Below are 23,604 nucleotides of genomic sequence, written 5' to 3'. Positions count from 1 at the left end.
GTTGCTTTCCCTCCTACCTAATATAAAGTGCCTCTGCCATGACACATCTTCTTGCTTTAGTAAAACTTTGTGCGTTCGTCAGTCCTTCACCTGTTTTGCTAGCAATCGTAAAGGTGGTATAGCCTTCTCCACCAAAACCAATTCCTGCATAAGATGGTGCATTTTTTACATAAATGGCTGTATCTAGCACTTTGCCATATTTTGTAAGATTATGCACATTGGAAGAGTGCATATGTGCTGAATGTCTATTGCCGCCTTCAAGCTTGTGGGCTATTGCGATTCCTTCATCTACATTGGCTACGCGAACAATTCCTAAAATAGGCATCATTAACTCTTCAACAACTAAGATGTGATTCTCATCTGCCTCAAATATAATACAACGTGTATTTTCTGGTGCATCAATACCAATTGCTTTTAAAATAACTGTGGCATCGCGCCCTACAAAGTCACGGTTAATTATTTTCTTACCGTTCTTTTCAACCAATACAGTTTGTACAAGCTTTTCAATTTGTTCACCTACTAATTTATAGCAGTCGTTTTCAGCTTGCATATAATAAAGAAGCTCATCAGCTACTTCATTTACAACAATGACTTCTTTTTCTGCAATACAAGGTAGGTTATTATCAAAAGTTGCACCATTTATAATATCGGCTGCAGCCTTACGAATATTAGCTGTTTCATCTACAAGTACTGGAGGATTTCCAGCACCTGCTGCAATCCCTCTTTTACCACTTTGTAAAATAGCTTTTACAACACCTGGACCACCAGTTGCCACTAGAAGTTGTATATCAGGATGTTTAAAAAGGATGTTACCTGATTCAGCAGTAGGCTTCATAACTGTTGTTACTACATTGGTAAGTCCACCTGCTTCTTCAGCTGCTTCGTTTACTAATTGTACCGCTAAATTAGAAGTTTGTGCTGCATTAGGATGAGAATTAAATACTACTGTATTTCCTGCTGCAATCATCCCAATAGCATTACAAAAAACTGTTTCTGAAGGATTTGTAGAAGGAGTAATAGCTCCTACCACACCAAAAGGTCCTCTCTCTACAAGAGTAAGTCCTTGGTCTCCTGTCCACACCTTAGGTTCAATACATTCTGTACCTGGTGTTTTCTTTGCTACTAATTCATGCTTCAAAATTTTATGTCCAACTTTTCCCATACCTGTTTCGTGAACAGCAAATTCTGCAAGAAGTTCTTTGTTTTCCATAATTTTTTCACGTATACGGGCAATTATTTTGTCTCTAAATTCAAGGGGCATTACTTTAAGTTCTTCTTCAGTCTTTTTGGCAGCCTCAATAGCCTCTTCCATGTTATCGAATACACCTTTTCCTAAGTTAATTTTAGGAAATACTAGGGATGCTTTATGAGCTACCTTATTACCAGTTAACTGCCTTGTCACTTCTGCAACAATCTTCTCTAAATCTTTTTCATTCATTTTTTGGCACCCTCCTCATGCAAAGCTCACGCCGTAACGTGCTAGTTCAATATCTTGACCTGCTGTACCGCCACTTACACCTAAGCCGCCAACTACCTTGCCGTTTAGTGTAATAGGATAGCCACCACCTAATGTGATTAGCTTGTTACCATCTAACATGCTTAGGAGTCCCTCCAGGTCACCACCCTCTTTTACAAGATAAGCGAGTTCATGGGTGGGCATTTTTAATGCTGCTGATGTATAGGCCTTCTTTAGAGCAAGTTCATAGCTAACGATATATGCATCTTCCATGACTTGTACGCTGATAGGATTTCCCTCTTTCGATACAATAGCCATTACCGCATTCACGTTGTTATAGCGTGCATAAGCTTTTATTCTTTCTATTAATTGATTGGCTAATTCTAAGGTTAATTCCATAGGCTACCCTCAATTATTTATTAAGTTGGCTAAGTACTTGTTTAGTGATACGAGCTATAAGTTCTGCATCTTGAGTAGGAGCTGCTTTTGTTTCTTTTTTATCTGTACATGTACATACTCTATTTTTGCAGTTTTCTTGATGTGTACAAGCTTCATTCTCTGGTTTTGTGCAGAGTCCTTCTTTTTCGATACATGGGTGTTTACCTGGTACATTGAAGCTTTTACGTAATTCAATAAGACGTTTAACTTCTGTATTTGGAAGTTCTTTTGCTCCACCTAACATTTGTGCTCTGTAAGATAACTCAGCATAGAACTCTAAGCTTTCCATTTTGAAGTAAGCTGCCATTAGGTCTACACCCCAAGATAAAGCACCATGGTTTGCAAGTAATACAGCATCATGTGTATTGAAGAAAGGTTCAATAGCATCTGGAATTTCCATTGTTGATGGAAGACCGTATGGTGCGATTGGCACTTCGCCAAGGAAAATAGTTGCTTCTGGCATGATTTGTTTATCAAGTGGAATACCTGCAATTGCATGAGCTGTTGCATACATTGGATGCGCGTGAACAACTGCGTTTACATCTTCTCTACATTCATAAACACGAAGATGCATTTTTATTTCTGAAGAAGGTTTATGAATACCATCTGATTGAAGGATATTACCTTTCATATCAATTTTACAAATCATATTAGGTGTCATGAAGCCTTTACTTACACCTGTTGGTGTACAAAGGATTTCGTTAGGGCCAATCTTCATAGAGAAGTTACCATCATTGGCTGCTACCATTCCTCTGTTGTATACTCTGTTACCAATTTCACACATTAATTTACGCATTTCAAATTCATTTACAAACATAATTCTACCTCCGTATTTTTTGTTTATTGTTATTTTGTGTTGTTTTTTCTTTGTTTGTCTTTATAATACCACTAATTACACAGAAGTTCAATGTTTTTTTATACTAAATTTAATTATTTTTTAAAAGAAAAGAGGTCTATCTAAAAATAGACCTCTTGGGTTGTTATTATACTTTCTTATTCACAAATAATAGCTTGAATAGTGTTGTCTTTACAGTATCTTACCCACTCTTCTGAAAGGGGTGCATCTACTACAATATAGTCAACTTCCTTTAACTCCATAAGCTTATACATGGACTTCTTTTCAATCTTTGTACTATCAATGGCCAGTATAATCTCTTTAGCGCAGCTAATCATGGCCTTTTTAATTTCTATTTCTAATTCATTGGTATCCATAAGCCCTCGGTGTAAATCTGCACCTTTACAAGAAATAACTGCTTTATCTGCATAGTAGTTACGAATATTATCTTTTGCAGTAGGTCCAATAAGGGATAAGGATCTTTTCCTCAAAGTACCACCTGTTGAAAGAATATTCAGTGCTTCGTGATTGCTCAGTTCGGATAAAACACTAATGGAATTGGTAATTACCGTTAAATGTTTCTCTTTATCAATACGTTTAGCAATTTCTAGGCACGTTGTACTCGGATCAAGCATAACCACTTCATTATCCTTTAAAAGTGATGCTACAGCTAAAGCAATTTTTTGTTTACCTGTGATGTTTTGTTTGACACGTGTATTAAAAGGTGTATCCTCTGCTTCTTTTCCATTGCTCGTTTCTAAAACTGCTCCACCATAGGTTCTCTTTAAAATACCTTGTTTCTCTAACTTTTCCAAATCACGTCTAATGGTTTCTTCTGTTACGTCAAAGGCTTTACTTAACTCAATGACTTTAACAGACTCTTCCTTTTCAATCTGTTCTATAATGCGCTTTTGTCTCTCTAAAGCAAGCATAGAACACCTCCTACCCCTAATGTTGTATTTTGTTTAATTCTAACACAGTCTTTTCTTTTTTTAAATATATTTCTTAAAAATAATCCACTTTTCCTAAAAAACAATATGTTTTTATGTGGATTTAAATCTATTATCATTAAAAAACCACAAAAAACCAAGTCCCTAAATTGCAAAAAAGAGCATTTTGAAATGAAATGCTCTTTCTCTATCCCTTAGTTTATTCTTCTTCTATTTGCCCTTCTTGCTTTGTAAATTCCTCTTCACTTACTAATCTAAAGTCTACTGAACGCAAGATCTTATCTGCTTTTAAAACTTGAACATAAACCTTATCACCTAATCGATAGATTTGTTTTGTATGCTCTCCAATCCAGCGATGCCCTGGCTCATCATAGATATAATAATCATCTGCCATTTCATTAACATGAACTAGACCTTCAACTGTATTAGGAAGTTCCACATAAATCCCCCAAGAGGTGGTACCAGTAATAACTCCTGTGAAAATTTGCCCCACATACTGCTCCATATACTCTGCTTTTTTTAGCTTAATAGTCTCACGTTCTGCTTCCTCTGCCCTTCTTTCACGAAGTGAAGATTGCTTACAGACCTCTGGCATACGTTCCGCAAAGCTAGCTTCTTTTTTTCCTTTCAACTCACCATGTAAATTTGCTTTAATAATACGATGGATTTGAAGGTCTGGATAACGTCTAATAGGGGAAGTAAAATGACAGTAGTAACGAGCCGCTAATCCAAAGTGGCCTGTACACTCAGGTGTATAACGCGCTTGCTTCATAGAACGAAGTAAGAGGTGACTAATGATATTTTCCTCTGCCGTATCTTGAATGGTTTCAAGTACCTTTTGAAAATCCTTTGGATGTACCTTTTGACCAGCTCCTTTAATATTGTATCCAAAGTTATTAATAAACTCCGTAAGTGCCAATACTTTTTCAGGATCTGGATCTTCATGACTTCTAAAAACAAAAGGCTTTTCCTGCCAATAGTAATCTTCTGCTATGGTCTCATTACAAATAAGCATAAATTCTTCTATAATACGTGTAGCTACGTTGCGATCATAGGGCTTAATATCCAGAGGTGTGCCTTCTTTATCTAAAATCACTTTGGTTTCCTCAAAATCAAAATCAATAGAGCCACGTTTCATACGCTTTTTACGTAGAAGTGCTGCTAAATCTCTCATATTCTCAAACATAGCAAGAAAATCTTTATAACGTTCTTTAAGCTCTATGTCTTCATCCACTAATATTTTCTTTACCTGAGTATAACTCATACGCTCATCGATTTTGATGAGCGTCTCCATAATCTGATGACTTTGCACATTTCCATTATGGTCAATATCCATCATGCAGGTAAGTGCTAAGCGCTCTACCCCTGCATTTAAGGAGCAAATACCATTACTTAGTTTATGTGGAAGCATGGGGATTACGCGGTCTACCAAATAAATACTCGTGCCACGTTCTAGGGCTTCTTTATCAAGAGGATGCTTATCCTTTACATAGTGGGTGACATCAGCAATATGAACCCCTAAACGATACATGCCATTATCTAACTTTTCTATAGAAATGGCATCATCTAAATCTTTAGCATCTTCACCATCAATAGTGACCATCTGCACATCCCTTAAATCTGTGCGTCCTCTCTTCTCTTTATCAGATACTTCTGTAGGGATACTTTCAATCTCTTGCATGACTTCTATTGGAAACTCCTGTGGCAAATCATACTGATAAATAATAGATAGGATATCGACTCCTGGGTCGTTAACATGCCCTAATATACTAAGTATTTTCCCTTCTGGATTACGTCTTTCCTCTGCCCAATCTGTAATTTGAACGAGTACTTTGTGACCTGTTACAGCTCCTTTTGCCATTTTCTTAGGAATAAAGATATCCCTAGCGTATTTCTGATCATCTGGCACAACAAAACCAAAGTTTTGACTCTCCTGGTAAGTCCCCACCAAACTTTCTGGTCCTCTATTTAAAATTTCAATTATCTCAGCCTCTGCCCGCTTCTCATTTGTCTCAGGACGCGTAATACGACACATTACACGATCCTTATGAAGTGCACCATTGACTCCAGAAGCTGGAATAAAAATATCTTTGCCCCCTTCATCTAAAATAAGGAAACCAAACCCCTTTGGATGCCCTTGGAAGGTTCCTGCTATAAGATTATAGGTTTGAGGAATGGCAAATTTACCTCGTTTCGTTCGGATGATCTTACCTTCTTTTATAAGCTCTCCTAAAAGGAGCTCCAATTCATTTCTATCAGATAGTGGTATTTGAAGCAAAATAGCAATCTCCTTAATTTTCATAGGTACATAACTAGGATGCTTCATCATATCCAGCAGGGTTTGCTTTCTTTTTTCTAAAGTCTCTATTTTCTCTGTACTCATCCTTACCATCTCTTTTCTGTATAGGATTTTTATTGCCTTTCTAAAAGGATTCCCTTCTTTCATTTATTATATCATATTTCTCTATTTTTTATTAAATATTCTGCTGCTACACTTCTATACTCTAGCTTAAAATTCAAAAAGGACAGTTATAAAAATCCCCTTTAATTAGAGGGATTTTTATAACTGTCCTTTTAAGACTACTAAAGAAACATAATCACAAAACCAAGTGCTATAAATACACCTGCTGTAATTTTTGTCCATTTTTCAAATTTACCTTCTAGGCTATGCTTTTTGTTTTTATCCCAATAGCTTCCACCTGCATTACTTGCACTACCACCGATTGAACCAAGACCAGCTGACTTACCTTCTTGTAATAAAACAATCGTAATAATAGCAAGTGCTGCAATAATGAAGATAACAGTAAGAATAATTTTTAATACTTCCACTCTTAAAGCCTCCTTCAAACTCTTTTGTCACACCTTTTTTTATCATAGCATACAAGACCTTAAAAAGCAACTCTCTGTCTATAACTCACACAACTACATCATCATTTGCATGTTTTGCATCATGCCTTGCATGGCCATACCAATGGCTAAACCCAGTCCTGTAAAAAGAGCTTCATAAAGAAGAACAACAATGGCTGCTTTTTTAGTACTAGTATGTGTAAGTACAGAGTAACCAATAATTAATATGAGTATACTTACAATAGAAGGAATGGTCACAAGATTGACAAGAGTCATCATGGGTAAGTTTTTAGCCAACTCTGCTGCATCAAATAAAATAGGTAAGCCTAATACAGTTGTAGTTGTCGGAATAAAATAACCAATAAGACGATCAAGACACATCCAACCAGCAGAGGTCATCATCGCTAATAAATTAAGTACATAAAGACTACCAAACTTACATTTATCCTTTGCAATTACCTTGAAAATTTGCAAACCAATGGCACTAAGTAATGCTCCAAAAAAAACACCTACAAGCCCACCAATCAAACCGGTTACTTGTGCAAGCATATATTTTTGCTTAAGCATATTTTCAGCGATACCTTGCATCCTGAATTGATTATAAATTGCCTCTACTTGAACAGGATTAGCAAAAGTTAAAATAAGAAACAGTGCTGTAAAAAGGATAGTACCCACAACTGCTACGCTTGTTCCCTTAGGTGGATCTGCATAAAAATTCTCTTCCATCATCTTCCTAGGTGCTACAAACACATTGATAAAATGCTTATACCAAGGTGTAATCACGCGTGTCTCTTCTTCAATAATCTTTTCTCTGTCTACAACAGCAAATCCACCATCTAGTAGATCTCTTTCCTGACTTTGAATGGAACTATTTTCTTCACTCATTTTTTAATCCCCCATCTTTATCCTATCATTATCATCTAAAAATATTTCCAATTTGTATTAAGTTGTTTTCCTATTTTTTACCTAATATGTAGTTGGAATAAGATAATTATATAATAAATTTTCTGATAAAACAATTTACAAACTCACTATATTTTTTTTGTTAAAAAAGCTTCAAATAGTTAAAATTGACTAATGAGTCATTTTATCTTCCCTCTTATTAAAAGAAAGCCTATCCAAACTATTTTATACGTTTGATAGACTTTCTTTATGCTTCGTACTATTATTTATTATTAATTTAAATTAAAAAAGGATTTTTTACCTCTAAATTCAGCAATATCTTCTAGTTCTTCTTCAATTCGAAGAAGTTGATTGTATTTTGCTACACGGTCTGAACGCGCAGGTGCACCTGTCTTGATCTGCCCTGCATTGACAGCTACTACAATATCTGCAATCGTATTGTCTTCTGATTCTCCTGAACGGTGTGAAACAACAGCTGTATAGCCTGCACGGTTTGCCATTTCAATAGCATTAAAGGTTTCTGTGAGCGTACCAATTTGATTAACCTTAATAAGGATGGAGTTTGCCACTTTTGCTTCGATTCCTTTTTCAAGAATAGAGGTATTTGTTACAAAAAGATCATCTCCCACAAGCTGAATTTTACTACCTAAACGTTCTGTGAGGAGTTTCCATCCTTCCCAATCATTTTCTCCTAAACCATCTTCAATGGAAATAATAGGATACTTATTAACAAGAGCTTCATAGTAGTCCACCATTTCTTCAGAGGTACGTACCACTTCTTTTCCTGTCATTTTACTTTCACCTTTAAAATAATATTTTTTATCTTCTTTGTTATAAAGTTCAGAGGCTGCTGCATCCATTGCAATAAAAATATCTTCACCAGGTTGATAACCTGCCTTATGAATAGCTTCCACAATGAGATTTAAAACATCATCTGCTGTAGCAAGGTCTGGTGCAAAACCACCTTCATCTCCTACACCTGTTGCTAAGCCTTTACTATTTAAAACTTTTTTGAGTGTATGGTATACTTCTACACACATCCTAAGTGCTTCTTTAAAGCAAGCTGCTCCTACTGGCATAATCATGAACTCTTGTAAATCAACAGTGTTATCTGCATGTTCACCACCATTTAAGATATTCATCATAGGGACAGGAAGTACTTTTGCGTTCACACCACCTAAGTACTGATAAAGCGGCATCCCTAAGGCTTGTGCAGCAGCTTTAGCAACAGCCATAGAAACAGCCAAGATAGCATTGGCACCTAGCTTTGCTTTTGTAGGTGTCCCATCTAGATCGATCATTGTTTTATCAATAAGGGCTTGGTCTAAGGCATTCATACCAATAACTGCTTCCGCAATAATATTATTCACATTGTCTACAGCTTGCGTCACACCTTTACCTAGGTATCTGCTCTTATCTCCATCACGGAGCTCAATGGCTTCTCTTTCCCCTGTAGAAGCTCCTGAAGGAACAATAGCTGTCCCTAAATAATCTCCCTCTACTAGCACCTCTACTTCTACTGTAGGATTTGCTCGTGAGTCTAATACCTCTCTTGCAAAGACATCTAAAATTTCTATATAGCCTTTCATATAAAACCTCCCTATCCTTATTTTTTCATATATTTTATCCAAGAGAATAAAAAATTATGCAAAAAGACGCTTTACCCCTTTTAAGTAAAGCGTCTTTCGGTCAACATGAAACTCGCAATTTCTTAAACAAACCTAGTTAGCTACGCTAGGCTTATTCCTGTTAACAATGGTTAGATTTTTTTGTGTTGTCATTTACTTTGCTAAAGCTTTTTACAAGAAATTACTTAATCAGTAAAGATTCTCCTGTCATTTCTTGTGGTTTGTTAAGTCCCATCATTTCTAAAAGAGTAGGAGCAATATCTGCTAGCTTGCCGCCTTCTTTTAAGGTTACCCCTTCCTTATAGTTAACAAGGATAAATGGTACAGGATTTGTAGTATGAGCTGTAAACGGCTCATTATTGATGTAATCCATCATTTGTTCTGCATTACCGTGGTCTGCACAAATAAAAGCTTGGCCACCTGTTTTTTCAATAGCGGAAATTACTTTGCCTACCGCAGTATCTACAGCTTCAATAGCCTTTTTAGCTGCTTCTAAAATACCAGTATGTCCTACCATATCTGGATTGGCGAAGTTAGCAATAATCACATCATATTTAGCTGATTCAATAGCCGCCACTAATTTATCTGCTACTTCTGGTACACTCATTTCAGGTTGAAGATCATACGTTGCTACTTTAGGAGAAGCAATAAGTGATCTTTCTTCACCCTCATTAGGTTCTTCTACTCCACCATTGAAGAAGAAGGTAACGTGAGCATACTTTTCTGTTTCAGCAATACGTAGTTGTGTTTTTCCCATTTTAGCTAAATATTCACCAAAGGTATTTGTAAGCTCTTCTGGAACAAAACATACTTCCTTATTGGGAATAGTCACATCATATTGAGTAAAGGTTGTAAAGCTGCATCCAATCCTTTCTCTTTCAAAGCCTGTGAATTCTGGATCACAAAATACCCTGGTCATTTCACGTGCACGGTCTGGTCTAAAATTAAAGAAGATGATACTGTCTTCTTTTTGGATGGTAACAGCCTGACCTTTTTCAGTGATAACAGTTGGAAGCATAAACTCATCGTTTACTTCCATTGCATAAGAATCTGCAATAGCTTTTACTGGGTCTGTTGCCTCCACACCTTTTCCAAGAGCGATGGCATCATAAGCCTTTTCTACACGTTCCCATCTATTGTCACGGTCCATTGCGTAATAACGTCCTGAGATAGAAGCTATCTTTCCTACACCGATTTCTTGCATTTTATTAACAAGTGCTCCCATAAATTCTTTAGCAGAAGCTGGAGGTGTGTCTCTTCCGTCTAAAAAGGCATGAACATAAACCTTTTCTAACCCTTCTTTTTTAGCCATTTCAAGGAGCCCATAAAGATGCTCAATGTGGCTATGTACCCCACCATCTGATAATAAACCAAATAAGTGAAGAGCACTCTTATTTTCTTTACAAACATTCATGGCTTTAATAAGTGCTTCATTCTTAAAGAAATCACCATCTTGAATCGCCTTTGTGATACTTGTCAGTTGTTGATAAACAATACGTCCCGCTCCCATATTAAGGTGACCTACTTCGGAGTTACCCATTTGGCCATCTGGAAGTCCTACTGCCATACCACTTGCATAGCCTTTCACTGTAGGATATTGTTTCATAATACGATCTAAATTTGGCTTGTTTGCCTCATAGACAGCATTGGCTTCATGTATTTCATTTACTCCAAATCCATCAAGGATGAGTAATAATGTTGTTTTTTTACTCATTTTAAGTTCTCCTTAATCTTAGTAGTTTACAATGGAAGCAAACTCTGGTTTAAGACTTGCTCCTCCTACTAAACCACCATCAATATTGCCCATATTGAATAATTCGTTAGCATTGCCTCCGTTAACAGAACCGCCGTATTGTACACGTACTTCATCTGCTACTTCTTTACTATATATTTCAGCTACAACAGTGCGGATAGCAGCACATACCTCTTCTGCTTGCATAGAAGTAGCTGTTTTACCTGTTCCAATAGCCCAGATAGGCTCATAAGCAATGACTACTTTTTTAGCATCTTCTGCTTTTACATCTTTAAGAGCTATTTTAGTTTGAAGACGTACAAGGTCAATAGTAATGCCTTGTTCTCTTTCTTCTAAGCTTTCACCTACACAAATGATAGGTACAAGATTGTGCTCAATGGCTTTTAATACTTTTTTATTTACTGTTTCATTGGTTTCTGCAAAGTATTGTCTTCTTTCAGAGTGTCCAAGAATCACATATTTTACACCTAACTCTACAAGCATAGATGGTGCAATTTCACCTGTATAAGCGCCACTTTCTTCAAAGTACATATTTTGTGCACCTACAGCAATGTTTGTTCCCTTAGTTGCCTCAAGAACAGCTGGAAGGCATACAAAAGGTGGGCAAAATACAACATCCACTGCTTCTGTGTTTACTTGGTCTTTTAAAGTATTTACTAATTCTACAGCTTTAGCTGGAGTCATATTCATTTTCCAGTTACCAGCAACAATTTTTTTACGCATCTGTCAAACACTCCTTTGGTTTTATTGTTTTAATCAAGTGATTTTAAGAATTAATGTTTATTTATTATCCGCTGCTGCTACACCTGGAAGTTCTTTACCTTCTAAGAACTCAAGTGATGCACCACCACCTGTAGAGATGTGGCTCATTTTATCAGCAAAACCAAGACGTTTAACAGCGTTTACAGAGTCTCCTCCACCTACTACTGTTGTTGCATCAGCAAGATCAGCTACTGCGCCGCATACTGCAAGTGTACCTGCTGCAAAGTTTTCAAATTCGAATACACCCATTGGTCCATTCCATACAACTGTTTTAGCACCAGCTAAAGCATCTTTGTAAAGTTCGATTGTTTTTGGTCCGATATCAAAGCCTGACCAACCCGCTTCGATTGTGTCTACTACAGCTCTTTCTGTATCGTTAGCAAATGTTTTACCTACTACGTGGTCAACTGGAAGTAAAAGTTTAACGCCTTTTTCTTCAGCTTTTTTAACCATTTCTAAAGCATAAGCCATTTTGTCTTCTTCAAGAAGAGAGTTACCTACTTCTTGACCTTGAGCTTTAAGGAATGTATACGCCATACCACCACCGATGATGAGTGTATCTACTTTATCAAGAAGGTTGTTGATTACAGCAATTTTATCAGATACTTTCGCACCACCAAGGATTGCTACGAATGGACGAACTGGATTTTCTACAGCTTCGCCTAAGAATTTGATTTCTTTTTGCATTAAGTAGCCTACTACGTTTTCTTTAGTGAATTTAGTTACACCAACGTTTGAGCAGTGTGCACGGTGAGCTGTACCAAATGCATCGTTTACGAATACTTCGTTATCGCAAAGTGCTGCAAGCTCTTTTGCATAAGCTTCTGCATTTTCATCTTTACCGTATTTTGTTTCTTCTACTCTGTAACGCGTGTTTTGAAGTAATAATACTTCACCTTCTTGAAGCTCAGCAGCCACTTTTTGTGTTTCTGGTCCTGTTACTTTAGCGTCATCTACGAATTTAACTTCTACGCCAAGTCTTTCAGAAAGAGCTACTGCAACTGGAGCTAAAGATAACTCAGGAACAGCTTCCCCTTTTGGTTTACCAAGGTGAGAGCAAAGGATAACTTTTGCACCTTGATCTAATAATTTTTTGATTGTTGGGATTGCACCATCAATACGGTTGTAATTTTGAATAACGCCTTCTTTAAGTGGCACGTTAAAGTCACAACGAACAAGGACTTTTTTACCTTGAAGATTTGCTAAATCATCTACTGTTTTTTTGTTTAACATGAGAATTCTCCTTTCAAATTTCCATTATTTTGTATTGATTAATAGCTAAAAGGGCCCAGTCCTATAAGTCTAACCTACAAGACCGGACCCTGTTAGGATCTTATAATCACTTCTTTATGTGTTTGCTAAAAATTAAGCAAGTTCAGCGAAGTATTTGATAGTTCTAACCATTTGGCTTGTGTATGAGTTTTCATTGTCATACCAAGAAACAACTTTAACTAAAGTTTGTCCGTTTCCAAGTGATGTTACTTTTGTTTGAGTTGCATCAAATAAAGAACCATATGTGATACCGATAATATCTGAAGATACTAATTCTTCTTCTGTGTATCCAAATGACTCAGATGCAGCTGCTTTCATTGCAGCATTGATATCTTCTTTTGTTACTTCTTTATCTACTACAGCTACTAACTCTGTAAGTGAACCTGTTGGAACTGGAACACGTTGTGCACCACCATCTAATTTACCAGATAATTCTGGAACAACAAGACCGATAGCTTTAGCTGCACCTGTTGAGTTAGGAACGATGTTTGCAGCAGCAGCTCTCGCTCTTCTTAAATCTCCTTTTGGATGAGGACCGTCTAATGTCATTTGGTCACCTGTGTAAGCGTGAATTGTTGTCATAGTACCTTTAACAATTGGAGCTAATTTGTTTAATGTAGCTGCCATTGGTGCTAAACAGTTAGTTGTACAAGAAGCAGCAGAAATGATAGTGTCTTCTTTTGTTAATGTATTTTCGTTTACACTGTAAACAACTGTTGGAAGGTCATTACCTGCTGGAGCAGAGATAACAACTTTTTTAGCACCTGCATCAATATGTGCTTGAGATTTAGCTTTTGATACATAGAAACCTGTACACTCAAGAACTACATCTACACCAAGTTCTCCCCATGGAAGATCTGCAGCATTTTTTTCAGCATAAATTTTAATTTCTTTACCATCTACAACGATAGAATCTTCTTTAGCTTCCACTTTATCTGCTAAAGCATATCTACCTTGAGCCGAATCGTATTTTAATAAGTGAGCTAACATTTTTGGGTTAGTTAAATCATTGATTGCTACTACTTCATACCCTTCTGCACCGAACATTTGTCTAAATGCAAGACGTCCGATACGTCCAAATCCATTAATCGCTACTTTTACTGCCATTATTGGTTCCTCCTTAAAATTTGCTTTTAATTTTTATATTCAAATCGTTCATTTTATTATTTGCATAATGGAACGATATGATACCTTGTTCATTTTACAACTTTTTACGCTTTTTTTCTACACTATATCGTTAATTTTTTAATTATTTCTTGTGCAACACTTTCATCAATGATGAGATAGCCTCCTTCAATAAGCTCTCTAGTGGCTAGAAGTGCACTTGCTTTTGACTCACCACCTGCTATAGCAAGCCGTAAAGGAATTTGTTTTGCAATAGCTGGAGATACTCCTATCGCCTGTGAAGCATACACAATATTACCTTCTGTATCGAAATAATGCCTAAAAGCTTCTGCTACTGCTTTTTTACTTTCTAACTTTTCAATGACCTCTGAAGGCTCATTTCTCCGTCTGGCCATTTTCATGGCACTACCTATACCAAATATTATCATATCGGTTTCAGTGAGTTTATGCAACACTTTTTGTATAGTCGGTTCTTGCTTTATCAGTTCAATCGAGGAACTACTAAGATTATCGGGTAAGGTGAAAAGTTCATATTGCGCACCTATTTTCTTTGCCAACTCTACTGCTACAGTATTCGCTTGAAATTCAGCACGTCCACCTACGCTCCCTCTTGCGGGCATAACCATTAAGTTTTTATAATTTCCATGCTGCCTGGGCATAAATTCTACCATTTTTGCAATAGTTGTCCCACCTGTAATAGCAATGCTGAGATTATCTCTTAGTAATCCCCCTAACATGCTAGCACAAGCCATACCCAATCTTTTCTTAACCTCTTCGTCTTGATCTGCATTTCCTTTCACAATAACCACTTGTTTAATCCCTAAGCGTTTTTCTAGTTCTTGCTCTAACAAAGAAGCTCCTTCTAATACTTGAAGTGGTAAATATAAACTGCTTAATATTTTTTCTCCTTCACAGGTTATCCCTATGCCCATGTGAGAAATCTCTACTAAGCCTTGTCTAGATAAAACCTCTACTTCTTTGCGAATAATACGCTCAGAAGCTTGGAGTACCATAGCTAAACCTCGTCTTCCAATAGGACCTTGTTCTGCTACTACCTGTAGAACATGATACCTTATCTTAAACAAGAGGGAAAATTCTGGAATAAATACATCAAGTGCAGTTATTAAATTTTGCATTTTTCACTCCTTGGGAACATTTTTAACCCACAGTGTCTTTTTACGTCCCATACTAGTATTGTATAAAATTTTTTAACATTAATCAATATTTTTCTTACAAATTTATAACTACTCTTATTTATATTTCTCTATTTTATAAAAATTAACCACTTGAGTTTTCTTTATTCTGCTGATACTTTACCCTATCACTGTCTATTATAAAAGATTTGTTCATCAAAAAAAGTTTTTGCAAAATTTGCAAAACCTTTTGAATTTACTTAAACTGAAAATGTCATTTCTTCTGTAGTAAGCGATTTATTTTCATCTAAAATCGTCATGGCAATATTAGAGGCATGATCTGAAATACGTTCTAAATTGCTGATTGTATCTAAAAATACTACACCTGATACTGAACTACATTTATTTTCAGCCAAACGTTTAATATGACGTGAACGAAATGTCTCTTCTAAGCGGTCAACTTGTTGCTCTAAAGGCATGGCTTTTTTAGCTATAGTCTTATCACCAAATTCATGGGCTTGTAAAGAAAGCTCAAAACAACTTACTGCTGCTTCATAAATTTCTTGTAATTCTTGATGAGCGATTTCTGAAAGTGATAAATCATCTTTGATAAGAATTTCTGCTAATTCTGCAATGTTTTCAGCATGGTCACCTACACGCTCAATATCACTAACCGTATGGAATAATCCTGTAATAATAGAATGTTCTTTTTCTGAGATAGGTGAATTCGAGAGCTTCACTAAATAATGGTTAATACCATGTTGTAATTGATTAATGATTTTCTCTCGCTTGTAGACTTCTTCAATCTTATTTTCTTTTTTTTCAAGCAAAGCTTCCATGGCAGTCTTTACGTTTTGCTCTGCTAAATTTCCCATACGTACCACTTCTTTAACAGCATTTTCTACTGCAAAGGAAGGTGTTTCTATGATACGTTCATCTAAATGCTGAAGTTCGCCTTCTAGTTCCTCTTCTCCACCTGAAATAATTCTTTCAGCTAAATAAACAAGTACTCCTGCAAATGGGAATAACAAAATGGTATTCACTACATTAAATACTGTATGTACAATACTTATCTGTGTCACTTCAATGCTCACTGCGCCTAAATTAGGTACTAAAAGTTTAAAGCTAATAAATGCAATAATTGCAAATACTACTGAACCAATAAAATTAAATAAGAAGTGAATCATAGCTGCACGTTTTGCATTTTTACTTGCACCAATACTTGAAAGAATAGCAGTAATACACGTTCCGATATTTTGTCCTAAAATAATATAGATAGCTGAATTCCAAGGTACTAAAGCTGCTGTTGCCAAAGCTTGTAAAATACCAACTGAAGCTGAAGAGCTTTGAATGATAGCTGTTACAAGGGCTCCTACCAAAATACCCAGTAAAGGATTATCACCTAATACCACAAAAAGACTTTTTACTTCTTCTAAAGTTTCAAGTGGTTTTGCTGCCTGACTCATCATATCAAGTCCTAAAAATAAAGCACCAAATCCAAATACAATTTGACCAATGTGTTTGATATGTTGTTTTTTAGCAAACATGGTCATAACTACACCTAAGACAATACATAAAGGAGCAAGCACTGAAGGTTTGAGGAAACTCGTCCATTCCCCTAGAGCAACAATCCATGCAGTAATTGTTGTTCCTATATTAGCCCCCATAATGACCCCTACTGCTTGTGCAAGTGACATGAGTCCTGCATTTACAAAACCAACAACCATAACTGTTGTTGCAGAAGAGCTTTGAATAAGTGCTGTTATACCAGCACCAACAAGTACACCTAGAAACCGATTATTTGTTAGTACACCTAGTAGGTTTTTCATTTTGCTCCCAGCAGCTTTTTGTAGCCCTTCTCCCATATACTCCATCCCAAAGAGAAAGAGACCAAAGCCTCCTAAAAAACCTAATGCTATACTAAGCCAACTTATCTCGTTCATCATTAACCTCCCTAGCAAGTTTTCACACCAACTTATTTTAGCATTATCTATTTTGATAAACAAGTTCTATTTATTATTTCAGGAAAATATTTTTTACGACATATTTTGTACTCTATAGGTTAAACTTCTTAAAAAAACTACGTCTTTCCCCTTATTTCAGTTGTTTTCCTTGTTGCCAGACAAAGGTAAATTGATAGTAAATTGCTTTTATTTGTCCCTTCTCTTTTTTTATTTGTTGGAGTAATGTCCTTTTAAAAACTTCGGCTTTTTGAATAATTTCAGAGGAAATCTCCTTATTTCCATACTTCATAGCCATATAGGCATAAATAATTTCACCTAATTCCTCTACCAAGCCCTTTTCGTCTCTACTTATTCGTTTTAAGTAGTTAAGAAGTGTTTCTTCTAATCTTAACCCTGCTCCTTTTCTATCCATATAAAAAAGAATCTCTCTAAAAATAAGATTTAGTTTTCTTTTTTCGTCTGCCTTTTTATACTTTTGATTTTTATAGCTTTTTATACCTGTGTAATAACCTAAGACCAATACAATCAAGAAAATAATTAACTTAATCCCTAAATACATTAACTTTTTAATAGGTATAGGTGAAAAAAACTTTTTATCTTCTATTTGCTCTTGAGCCTTTTTTTGTATTTCCTGACGCATTTCTTCTTCTGTAAGTGAAACTTCTCCTACAAAGGAAGAGTAATTATTTCTGGATCCATCTTGTTTTTGCCAAGGTGCATAGCGCCCCTCCCTATAAGCTGGAGTAGGTTCAAAAGGAATCCACCCTATTCCTTCTATATATGCCTCCACCCAAGCATGGGCATTTTTACTCCTTATTTTATATACATTGCTTGCTACTTTTTCTTTATAATCCACTACATACCCTTCTACATATCGCATAGGAATACCTAAACACCTACCCATAACTGCCATTGCTGTAGCAAAATAGGTACAGTAGCCTTCTTTGCTTGTAAATAAAAAATATTCTAATAAATTTTCATCTTTTGGCACAAAAGCAGGCTTTAAGGTGTAAATATAATGATCTAAATACGCTTCAATAGCCTTTAAGCGATCATAGTCAGTGGTTGCCTCTTGTGTCACTTCTTTACTAAGTACCTGAATGGTTTGAGGTAAATCTTCTGGAAGAGCTGTATAATTTTTTCTTATAAATGCCGCTCGCTTGGTAAATACTTCTGATAAGTTTTCCTTTGGTAGCTTAGCTTCTAATAACTTTCGTTCTACTCTTCCTTTTAGTTCTTCTCTTAATAAAATTACATCAAGCTTTCGTCCCTGTTCGGCATAAGAAAATCCTTGTAAAGCTCTGAGCTTTTCTTGTACTTCTTCGCTACCAAGATTAAATTCTGTAAAGTATATCCTATAACTACTTCCTTTACCTTGCGCACGATGAGTCCGTATTGTGGCATCCGCTTCTTCTTGCTCAATTGTTTTTTTATCCCTCTCAAAACTACTGGTTTTAAGAGGATAAAAAACGCTTTTTGTCTTAATAGTACGGTATTCAATACGTGCATTTCTTTGTTTTACAAGCTTTGAAATATCTTCTCCTACCATGCCATAATAAAACTCATATAAATCCAGTATGTACTCTTCTGTTTGCCATGGTAATTTTTCCTTACTCCTTTTCCAACCTGTACCTGTAAAACAATCCTTTACACTGCCAATTAAATAGAGAGTACCTGATGTCTTCCTATCCATTTCTACATAAAGAGGCGTTTGATCTTGTACTTTAATTTCTCCACCTAAAGTACTTTCCTCTTCCTCTCCGCTAAAACCTAAAGTAAATTCACCTCCACCTCTCCCTACTAAATAATTTATTTCCTCTTTTAGAGTCAATACCCCTTCCTTCATCGTATGCAATAGTGCTTTTGTACGTTTCCATTCCATTGGCTCATTACTAGCTGGAAACAAACTGCTTATACCAACTATAACTAAAGCAATTGGCATCAAGTAAATAACACCCTCTTTACTCTTACGGATTTCGATTTCTTTATCACTCCATTTAGCCCCTACTTCTAAAAGTGTAAATATTAAAAAACAAAAAAGAAGGTTTACACTTAGGCTCGGCTGATAATACTGTTTTAACGTACAACCTATTAAAAAGATAAAGCTTCCTATTGCTACTATTGTTTTAAGACGACTTTCCTTATGGATTATATAACTCCCTAGGCTAACCCCAAAAGTAAAAGCTGTAAATAAGATAAAGCCATAGCCTTTATGATAATTTTCTATTTTACCATCATAGGTGTTATACCACTGTATTATTTCTTTTAATGTTTTCCCTAGTTGAAGAGAAAAACTTTTTAGGAATAAAAGACTCCCTATTATAACCATCAGGAGTATCAAATACAGTAATAACTCTTTTTTATAATAATCTATTAACTTAATTATCCCTATGCATCCTGCCACTAAACCAAATATGGTGGCCCAATGTAGATAAAATGCTCCATAATCCTGCCCAATTAACATCCAACCACTGGCTAAAAGCATACAACTTATTAACTCATAGAAAATAACACTTCTTTCTTTGAACATCTCCCCTCCTCCCCCCTTTTAAGAATTTCATAGAGGTGTTCTTGATGATGTATGATATACGTTTTAATACCTTGGTTCTCTAGTTCTTCTTTTAATGCATACACTTTTTCATCCAAATGTGGAATAATAAGTAAAATAGTTACTTTATTCCCTTTTTTTATCTGTTCTAAAACAGCACACCCTAATTCAGCATCTAGCAAAGAAGTGAGTACATAAACGTCATTGAAACTTTGAGAGGTTCTAATTCTTTTTAGCAAAGTCCCTATAGAAAGGTCAGAGTAAAATTTAAAGTCTGTTGTACGCTTATAAAATTGCCAAAAATCTTTTTCATTATGAATTGTACACTCTTTTATCCCATTTTGCTCATATACTATTTCGTATTGAATATGCCTATTTTGATAATACCAACCTAGACTTAAAGCTCCTGTTAATAGGCAATCTTCTCGCACGACCTGTTCAAAAACTTCTCCCTCTAAACGTCTTAAGTCCATTAACAGGTATTGACTAAGCTCCATAGGCTCTGTATATTGACGTACGAGAATTTCACCTTTTTTAGCAGATGCCTTCCAGTGAATAAATTTTCTTGGCTCCCCTCCTGTGTATTTCTTTACATCACTTTCTAAAAAACCCTCCCTTCCCCCCATATGATAAGAGAGTGTTTTGGGATCTTCATCTAAAGTTGTCAGCATTAATTGCTCTAATTCACAAACCTTAGGTAAAACTGTTAATTTAGGTCCCCACATTACTGGGTAATTTACTCTAAACAAATAGAGAAAATCTGTAATCTCTATACTTTTTACCCCTACTGCATATTCCCCTCGGTATTTACAACATAGCATTGTTTCTCTTTTTATTTCATCTCCTGGCAATAAGCAATATACCGTTTCTAACGCATCTGCTTGAATAGTGGAAAATTCTTGATGAAAATATAACTTAATATGTGAATATGTAAGATAATCTTTATTTACTAGTTTAAAGTAATAAGGTACTAATTCACCTTTTACTACTTTTCTTTGTCCTACCTCTTGATAAAAATGAAGACGTAAGTAAACATACGCTGTATATCCCCATGCAATCACTGGTAAAATTACTAAACTATAAAAGAGAAGATAAGCTGTTGTACCTCCATAAAAACTTACAAAAATGACTGATAATATAAGGCTTATACTTAAGAGTATACGATTTCTAACCACAAGCTTTCCCCCTACTAAATAGGTATTTTAATTTTTCCTACAATTTGCCCAAGTATCTTTTCTGGTGTAAGTCTATTGATGGTAGCTTCAGGTGCTAATAATAGACGATGCTGAAGTACTGGGTCAATCATAGCCACAATATCATCAGGAATAATATAGTCCCTGCCACTTACATAAGCTTTAGCTTGTGCTGCACGTATAAGAGCCAAGCTTCCTCTTGGACTTACGCCTAGCTGGATCGCCTCATGCTGACGTGTTTGATAAACTACTTCATAAATATAACCTATTAAATCATCACTCACTGCTACTTCTTTTACCTCTTCCTGCATCTTACACAGGCTAGCTACATCTAATACTGCATCTATTTTTTTACGTCCTTTATTTCCTAGGAAATTTTTAATCATCTGCTTTTCATCTAAGCTACTGGGATATCCCATAGAGATTCTCATCAAGAAACGATCCATTTGAGCTTCTGGTAAGTTATACGTTCCTAAATAATCTATAGGATTTTGAGTAGCAATTACCATAAAAGGTTTTGGCAACTTATAACTTTTGCCATCCACTGTTATTTGCCTTTCTTCCATCGCTTCTAAAAGGCTAGCTTGTGTTTTAGGTGATGTACGATTTATCTCATCCGCTAGTACAATAGAACTCATAATAGCTCCTTGTACAAATTCAAATTGTCCAGATTGCAAATTGTAAATCGAAAGCCCTGTTATATCACTCGGTAAAGTATCTGGTGTAAATTGAATGCGTGTAAAAGAACATGCAATGCTACTTGCTAAAGTATTTGCTAGTGTTGTTTTTCCCACCCCAGGCACGTCTTCTATCAATAAATGTCCTTCTGCTAAGAGTGCTATCAGTACTAGCTTAATAACCTCTCTCTTTCCTACTACTACCTGCTCTATATGATTAATAAGTTTATTAAGTTGTTCTTGACTATTCATAACTTTCCCCCTCTTTTTTTATAAGATTATTATAACAATTCAGAATAATTATGAATAGGCTTAATTTATTTTTTTACATTTTAAAAGCCTCCTTAAAAACTAGAAAATTTAATCTCTAAATTTAAGGAAGCTTAACTTACGAACTGCTTGTTATTCTTCAAAAAGAGCAATACATTTATTTTCATCTAAAAGTAACTCAGCAATATTAATAGCATGATCAGATATACGTTCAATATTACTAATTGTATCAAGAAATACAACACCTGAAAAAGTATCACATACATTCTCTGCCAAACGTTTCATATGTCTTGAACGTAATTTGCTTTCTAATCTATCTACTTCTTCCTCAAGTGGCAAAGCTTTTTTGGCTAATGCATAATCACCTGTAGCATAGGCATCTAATGCCAACTCAAGACATTGAATAGCTTGTTTAGAAATAGTTTGTAATTCTTTTTGGGCTGCATCTGAAAACTTTAAGTCTTTTTCAATCGCACTTTCAGCTAACTCACCAATATTATCTGCATGATCGCCAATTCGCTCAATATCACTTACTGCATGAAAAAGCCCTGTTACAACAAGCTGTTCTGTTTCTGAAAGAGGTGCATTGCTCAGTTTAATTAAATAAGCATTAATGCCATGTTGCAATTCATTAATGACTTTTTCGGTCTCAAAAACCTGATGTGCTTTTTCTTTATCTTTCTCAAATAAAGCAGCCATACTTCTTTTTACATTCGTTTCTGCTAATTTACCCATACGTACTACTTCTTTCGTTGCATTTTCAATAGCAAACGAAGGTGTTTCTAAAATACGTTCATCCAAATGTTGAAGTCCATTTTCCTTTTCCTCCCCACGTCTTCCCTTTACCAAATGCTCTGCCAAATACACTAAACCACCTGCAAAAGGAAAAAGAATAAGCGTATTAAGAATATTAAATACCGTATGAACTATACTGATTTCTGTTACACGAATAGTAGTTCTTCCTATGTTAGGAAGCCAAAAACGAAAAACAATAATGGCTATAATTGCAAAAATAGCAGATCCTATTAAATTAAATAAAAAGTGAATAGATGCAGCTCTTTTAGCATTTATATTTGCTCCAATACTTGATAAAATAGCTGTCACACAAGTTCCTATGTTTTGTCCCAGAATAATATAAATAGCTGAATTCCAAGGTACTAAACCCGCTAAAGCAAGTGCTTGCAAAATTCCTACCGAAGCAGAAGAGCTTTGAATAATGGCTGTTACCACAGTACCTGTTAAAATACCAAGGAAAGGATGAGAACCCAATGTGGTAAATAACGTTTTTACCTCTTCTAAAGTACTCAGTGGTTTAGCAGCCCCGCTCATCATATCAAGTCCTAAAAACAAAGTACCAAAGCCTAATAAAATTTGACCTATACTTTTTGCCCCATCCTTCTTGGCAAACATCAGCCTAACTACACCTATAGCAATGAAAATAGGAGCAAGTACAGAGGGCTTTAGGAATTCTGTCCATTCACCTAGTGAAACAATCCAAGCAGTGATAGTGGTACCAATATTGGCTCCCATAATCACACCTACAGCTTGCATAAGAGACATGAGACCTGCATTAACAAATCCAACCACCATAACGGTTGTAGCAGAAGAGCTTTGGATAAGAGCAGTCACCCCAGCACCTACTAATACACCTAAAAAGCGGTTTGCTGTTAAAATGCCCAATAGATTTTTCATCTTGCTTCCTGCCGCTTTTTGAAGCCCCTCTCCCATAAAATTCATCCCAAATAAGAAAAGGCCAAAGCCTCCTAAAAACTGAAGTCCTATGTCTAACCAATTTATCTCGCTCATGCTCTGCCTCCATAGCTTACTTTAATTACAAATGACTCATTATC

General features: G+C 35.7%; 18 protein-coding genes. All 18 read right to left on the bottom strand.

Features of this window, described 5'->3' with window-relative positions:
• Positions 1 to 13 precede the first annotated feature (13 nt).
• Entirely contained in the window at positions 14 to 1,438 is a 1,425-nt protein-coding gene (locus CS063_RS01155; protein WP_099447886.1) for an aldehyde dehydrogenase family protein, read from the bottom strand.
• A gap of 15 nt (positions 1,439 to 1,453) precedes the next feature.
• On the bottom strand, positions 1,454 to 1,855 hold the full coding sequence (locus CS063_RS01150) for a GlcG/HbpS family heme-binding protein (RefSeq protein ID WP_099447885.1): 402 nt from the start codon (positions 1,853 to 1,855) through the stop codon (positions 1,454 to 1,456).
• A gap of 13 nt (positions 1,856 to 1,868) precedes the next feature.
• Positions 1,869 to 2,711 (bottom strand): class II aldolase/adducin family protein, encoded by an 843-nt coding sequence (locus tag CS063_RS01145; protein ID WP_099447884.1) that lies wholly within the window; start codon positions 2,709 to 2,711, stop codon positions 1,869 to 1,871.
• 176 nt (positions 2,712 to 2,887) lie between these two features.
• Positions 2,888 to 3,661 (bottom strand): DeoR/GlpR family DNA-binding transcription regulator, encoded by a 774-nt coding sequence (locus CS063_RS01140; protein WP_099447883.1) that lies wholly within the window; start codon positions 3,659 to 3,661, stop codon positions 2,888 to 2,890.
• Positions 3,662 to 3,878: 217 nt separating this feature from the next.
• Complete coding sequence (gene rnr / locus CS063_RS01135; RefSeq protein ID WP_099447882.1) at positions 3,879 to 6,062, bottom strand: ribonuclease R; 2,184 nt, start codon at positions 6,060 to 6,062, stop codon at positions 3,879 to 3,881.
• Between the two features lie 200 nt (positions 6,063 to 6,262).
• Complete coding sequence (gene secG / locus CS063_RS01130) at positions 6,263 to 6,508, bottom strand: preprotein translocase subunit SecG (protein WP_099447881.1); 246 nt, start codon at positions 6,506 to 6,508, stop codon at positions 6,263 to 6,265.
• A gap of 93 nt (positions 6,509 to 6,601) precedes the next feature.
• Positions 6,602 to 7,411 (bottom strand): hypothetical protein, encoded by an 810-nt coding sequence (locus tag CS063_RS01125; RefSeq protein WP_099447880.1) that lies wholly within the window; start codon positions 7,409 to 7,411, stop codon positions 6,602 to 6,604.
• Positions 7,412 to 7,701: 290 nt separating this feature from the next.
• The gene (gene eno / locus CS063_RS01120) at positions 7,702 to 9,018 is read right to left on the bottom strand and encodes a phosphopyruvate hydratase (RefSeq protein WP_099447879.1); all 1,317 of its coding nucleotides are present in this window, start codon (positions 9,016 to 9,018) and stop codon (positions 7,702 to 7,704) included.
• 220 nt (positions 9,019 to 9,238) lie between these two features.
• On the bottom strand, positions 9,239 to 10,771 hold the full coding sequence (gpmI, locus tag CS063_RS01115; RefSeq protein ID WP_099447878.1) for a 2,3-bisphosphoglycerate-independent phosphoglycerate mutase: 1,533 nt from the start codon (positions 10,769 to 10,771) through the stop codon (positions 9,239 to 9,241).
• Between the two features lie 18 nt (positions 10,772 to 10,789).
• A complete protein-coding gene (gene tpiA, locus CS063_RS01110) occupies positions 10,790 to 11,533 on the bottom strand; it encodes a triose-phosphate isomerase (RefSeq protein ID WP_099447877.1) in 744 nt (247 codons plus the stop codon).
• A 57-nt stretch (positions 11,534 to 11,590) separates the two neighbouring features.
• Positions 11,591 to 12,805, bottom strand: coding sequence for a phosphoglycerate kinase (locus CS063_RS01105; RefSeq protein ID WP_099447876.1), 1,215 nt, complete (start codon positions 12,803 to 12,805; stop codon positions 11,591 to 11,593).
• A 132-nt stretch (positions 12,806 to 12,937) separates the two neighbouring features.
• Positions 12,938 to 13,951, bottom strand: a complete 1,014-nt coding sequence (gene gap, locus CS063_RS01100) for a type I glyceraldehyde-3-phosphate dehydrogenase (protein ID WP_099447875.1) — start codon at positions 13,949 to 13,951, stop codon at positions 12,938 to 12,940.
• A 122-nt stretch (positions 13,952 to 14,073) separates the two neighbouring features.
• Complete coding sequence (locus tag CS063_RS01095; protein WP_099447874.1) at positions 14,074 to 15,105, bottom strand: sugar-binding transcriptional regulator; 1,032 nt, start codon at positions 15,103 to 15,105, stop codon at positions 14,074 to 14,076.
• 257 nt (positions 15,106 to 15,362) lie between these two features.
• Positions 15,363 to 17,045: a Na/Pi cotransporter family protein gene (locus tag CS063_RS01090; protein WP_099447873.1), complete on the bottom strand. Its 1,683-nt coding sequence runs from the start codon at positions 17,043 to 17,045 to the stop codon at positions 15,363 to 15,365.
• A gap of 151 nt (positions 17,046 to 17,196) precedes the next feature.
• Entirely contained in the window at positions 17,197 to 19,596 is a 2,400-nt protein-coding gene (locus CS063_RS01085) for a transglutaminase-like domain-containing protein (RefSeq protein WP_099447872.1), read from the bottom strand.
• The gene (locus tag CS063_RS01080) at positions 19,560 to 20,789 is read right to left on the bottom strand and encodes a DUF58 domain-containing protein (protein ID WP_099447871.1); all 1,230 of its coding nucleotides are present in this window, start codon (positions 20,787 to 20,789) and stop codon (positions 19,560 to 19,562) included. The genes CS063_RS01085 and CS063_RS01080 overlap by 37 nt, the downstream gene beginning before the upstream one ends.
• Before the next feature lie 14 nt (positions 20,790 to 20,803).
• Positions 20,804 to 21,736, bottom strand: coding sequence for an AAA family ATPase (locus tag CS063_RS01075; RefSeq protein ID WP_099447870.1), 933 nt, complete (start codon positions 21,734 to 21,736; stop codon positions 20,804 to 20,806).
• Between the two features lie 150 nt (positions 21,737 to 21,886).
• Positions 21,887 to 23,560: a Na/Pi cotransporter family protein gene (locus CS063_RS01070; protein WP_099447869.1), complete on the bottom strand. Its 1,674-nt coding sequence runs from the start codon at positions 23,558 to 23,560 to the stop codon at positions 21,887 to 21,889.
• Positions 23,561 to 23,604: the final 44 nt, after the last annotated feature.

It is taken from the genome of Sporanaerobium hydrogeniformans (genome assembly GCF_002735925.1).
GTDB classification, from domain to species: Bacteria; Bacillota; Clostridia; order Lachnospirales; family Cellulosilyticaceae; genus Sporanaerobium; species Sporanaerobium hydrogeniformans.
This window is presented reverse-complemented; position numbering and strand designations above follow the sequence as displayed.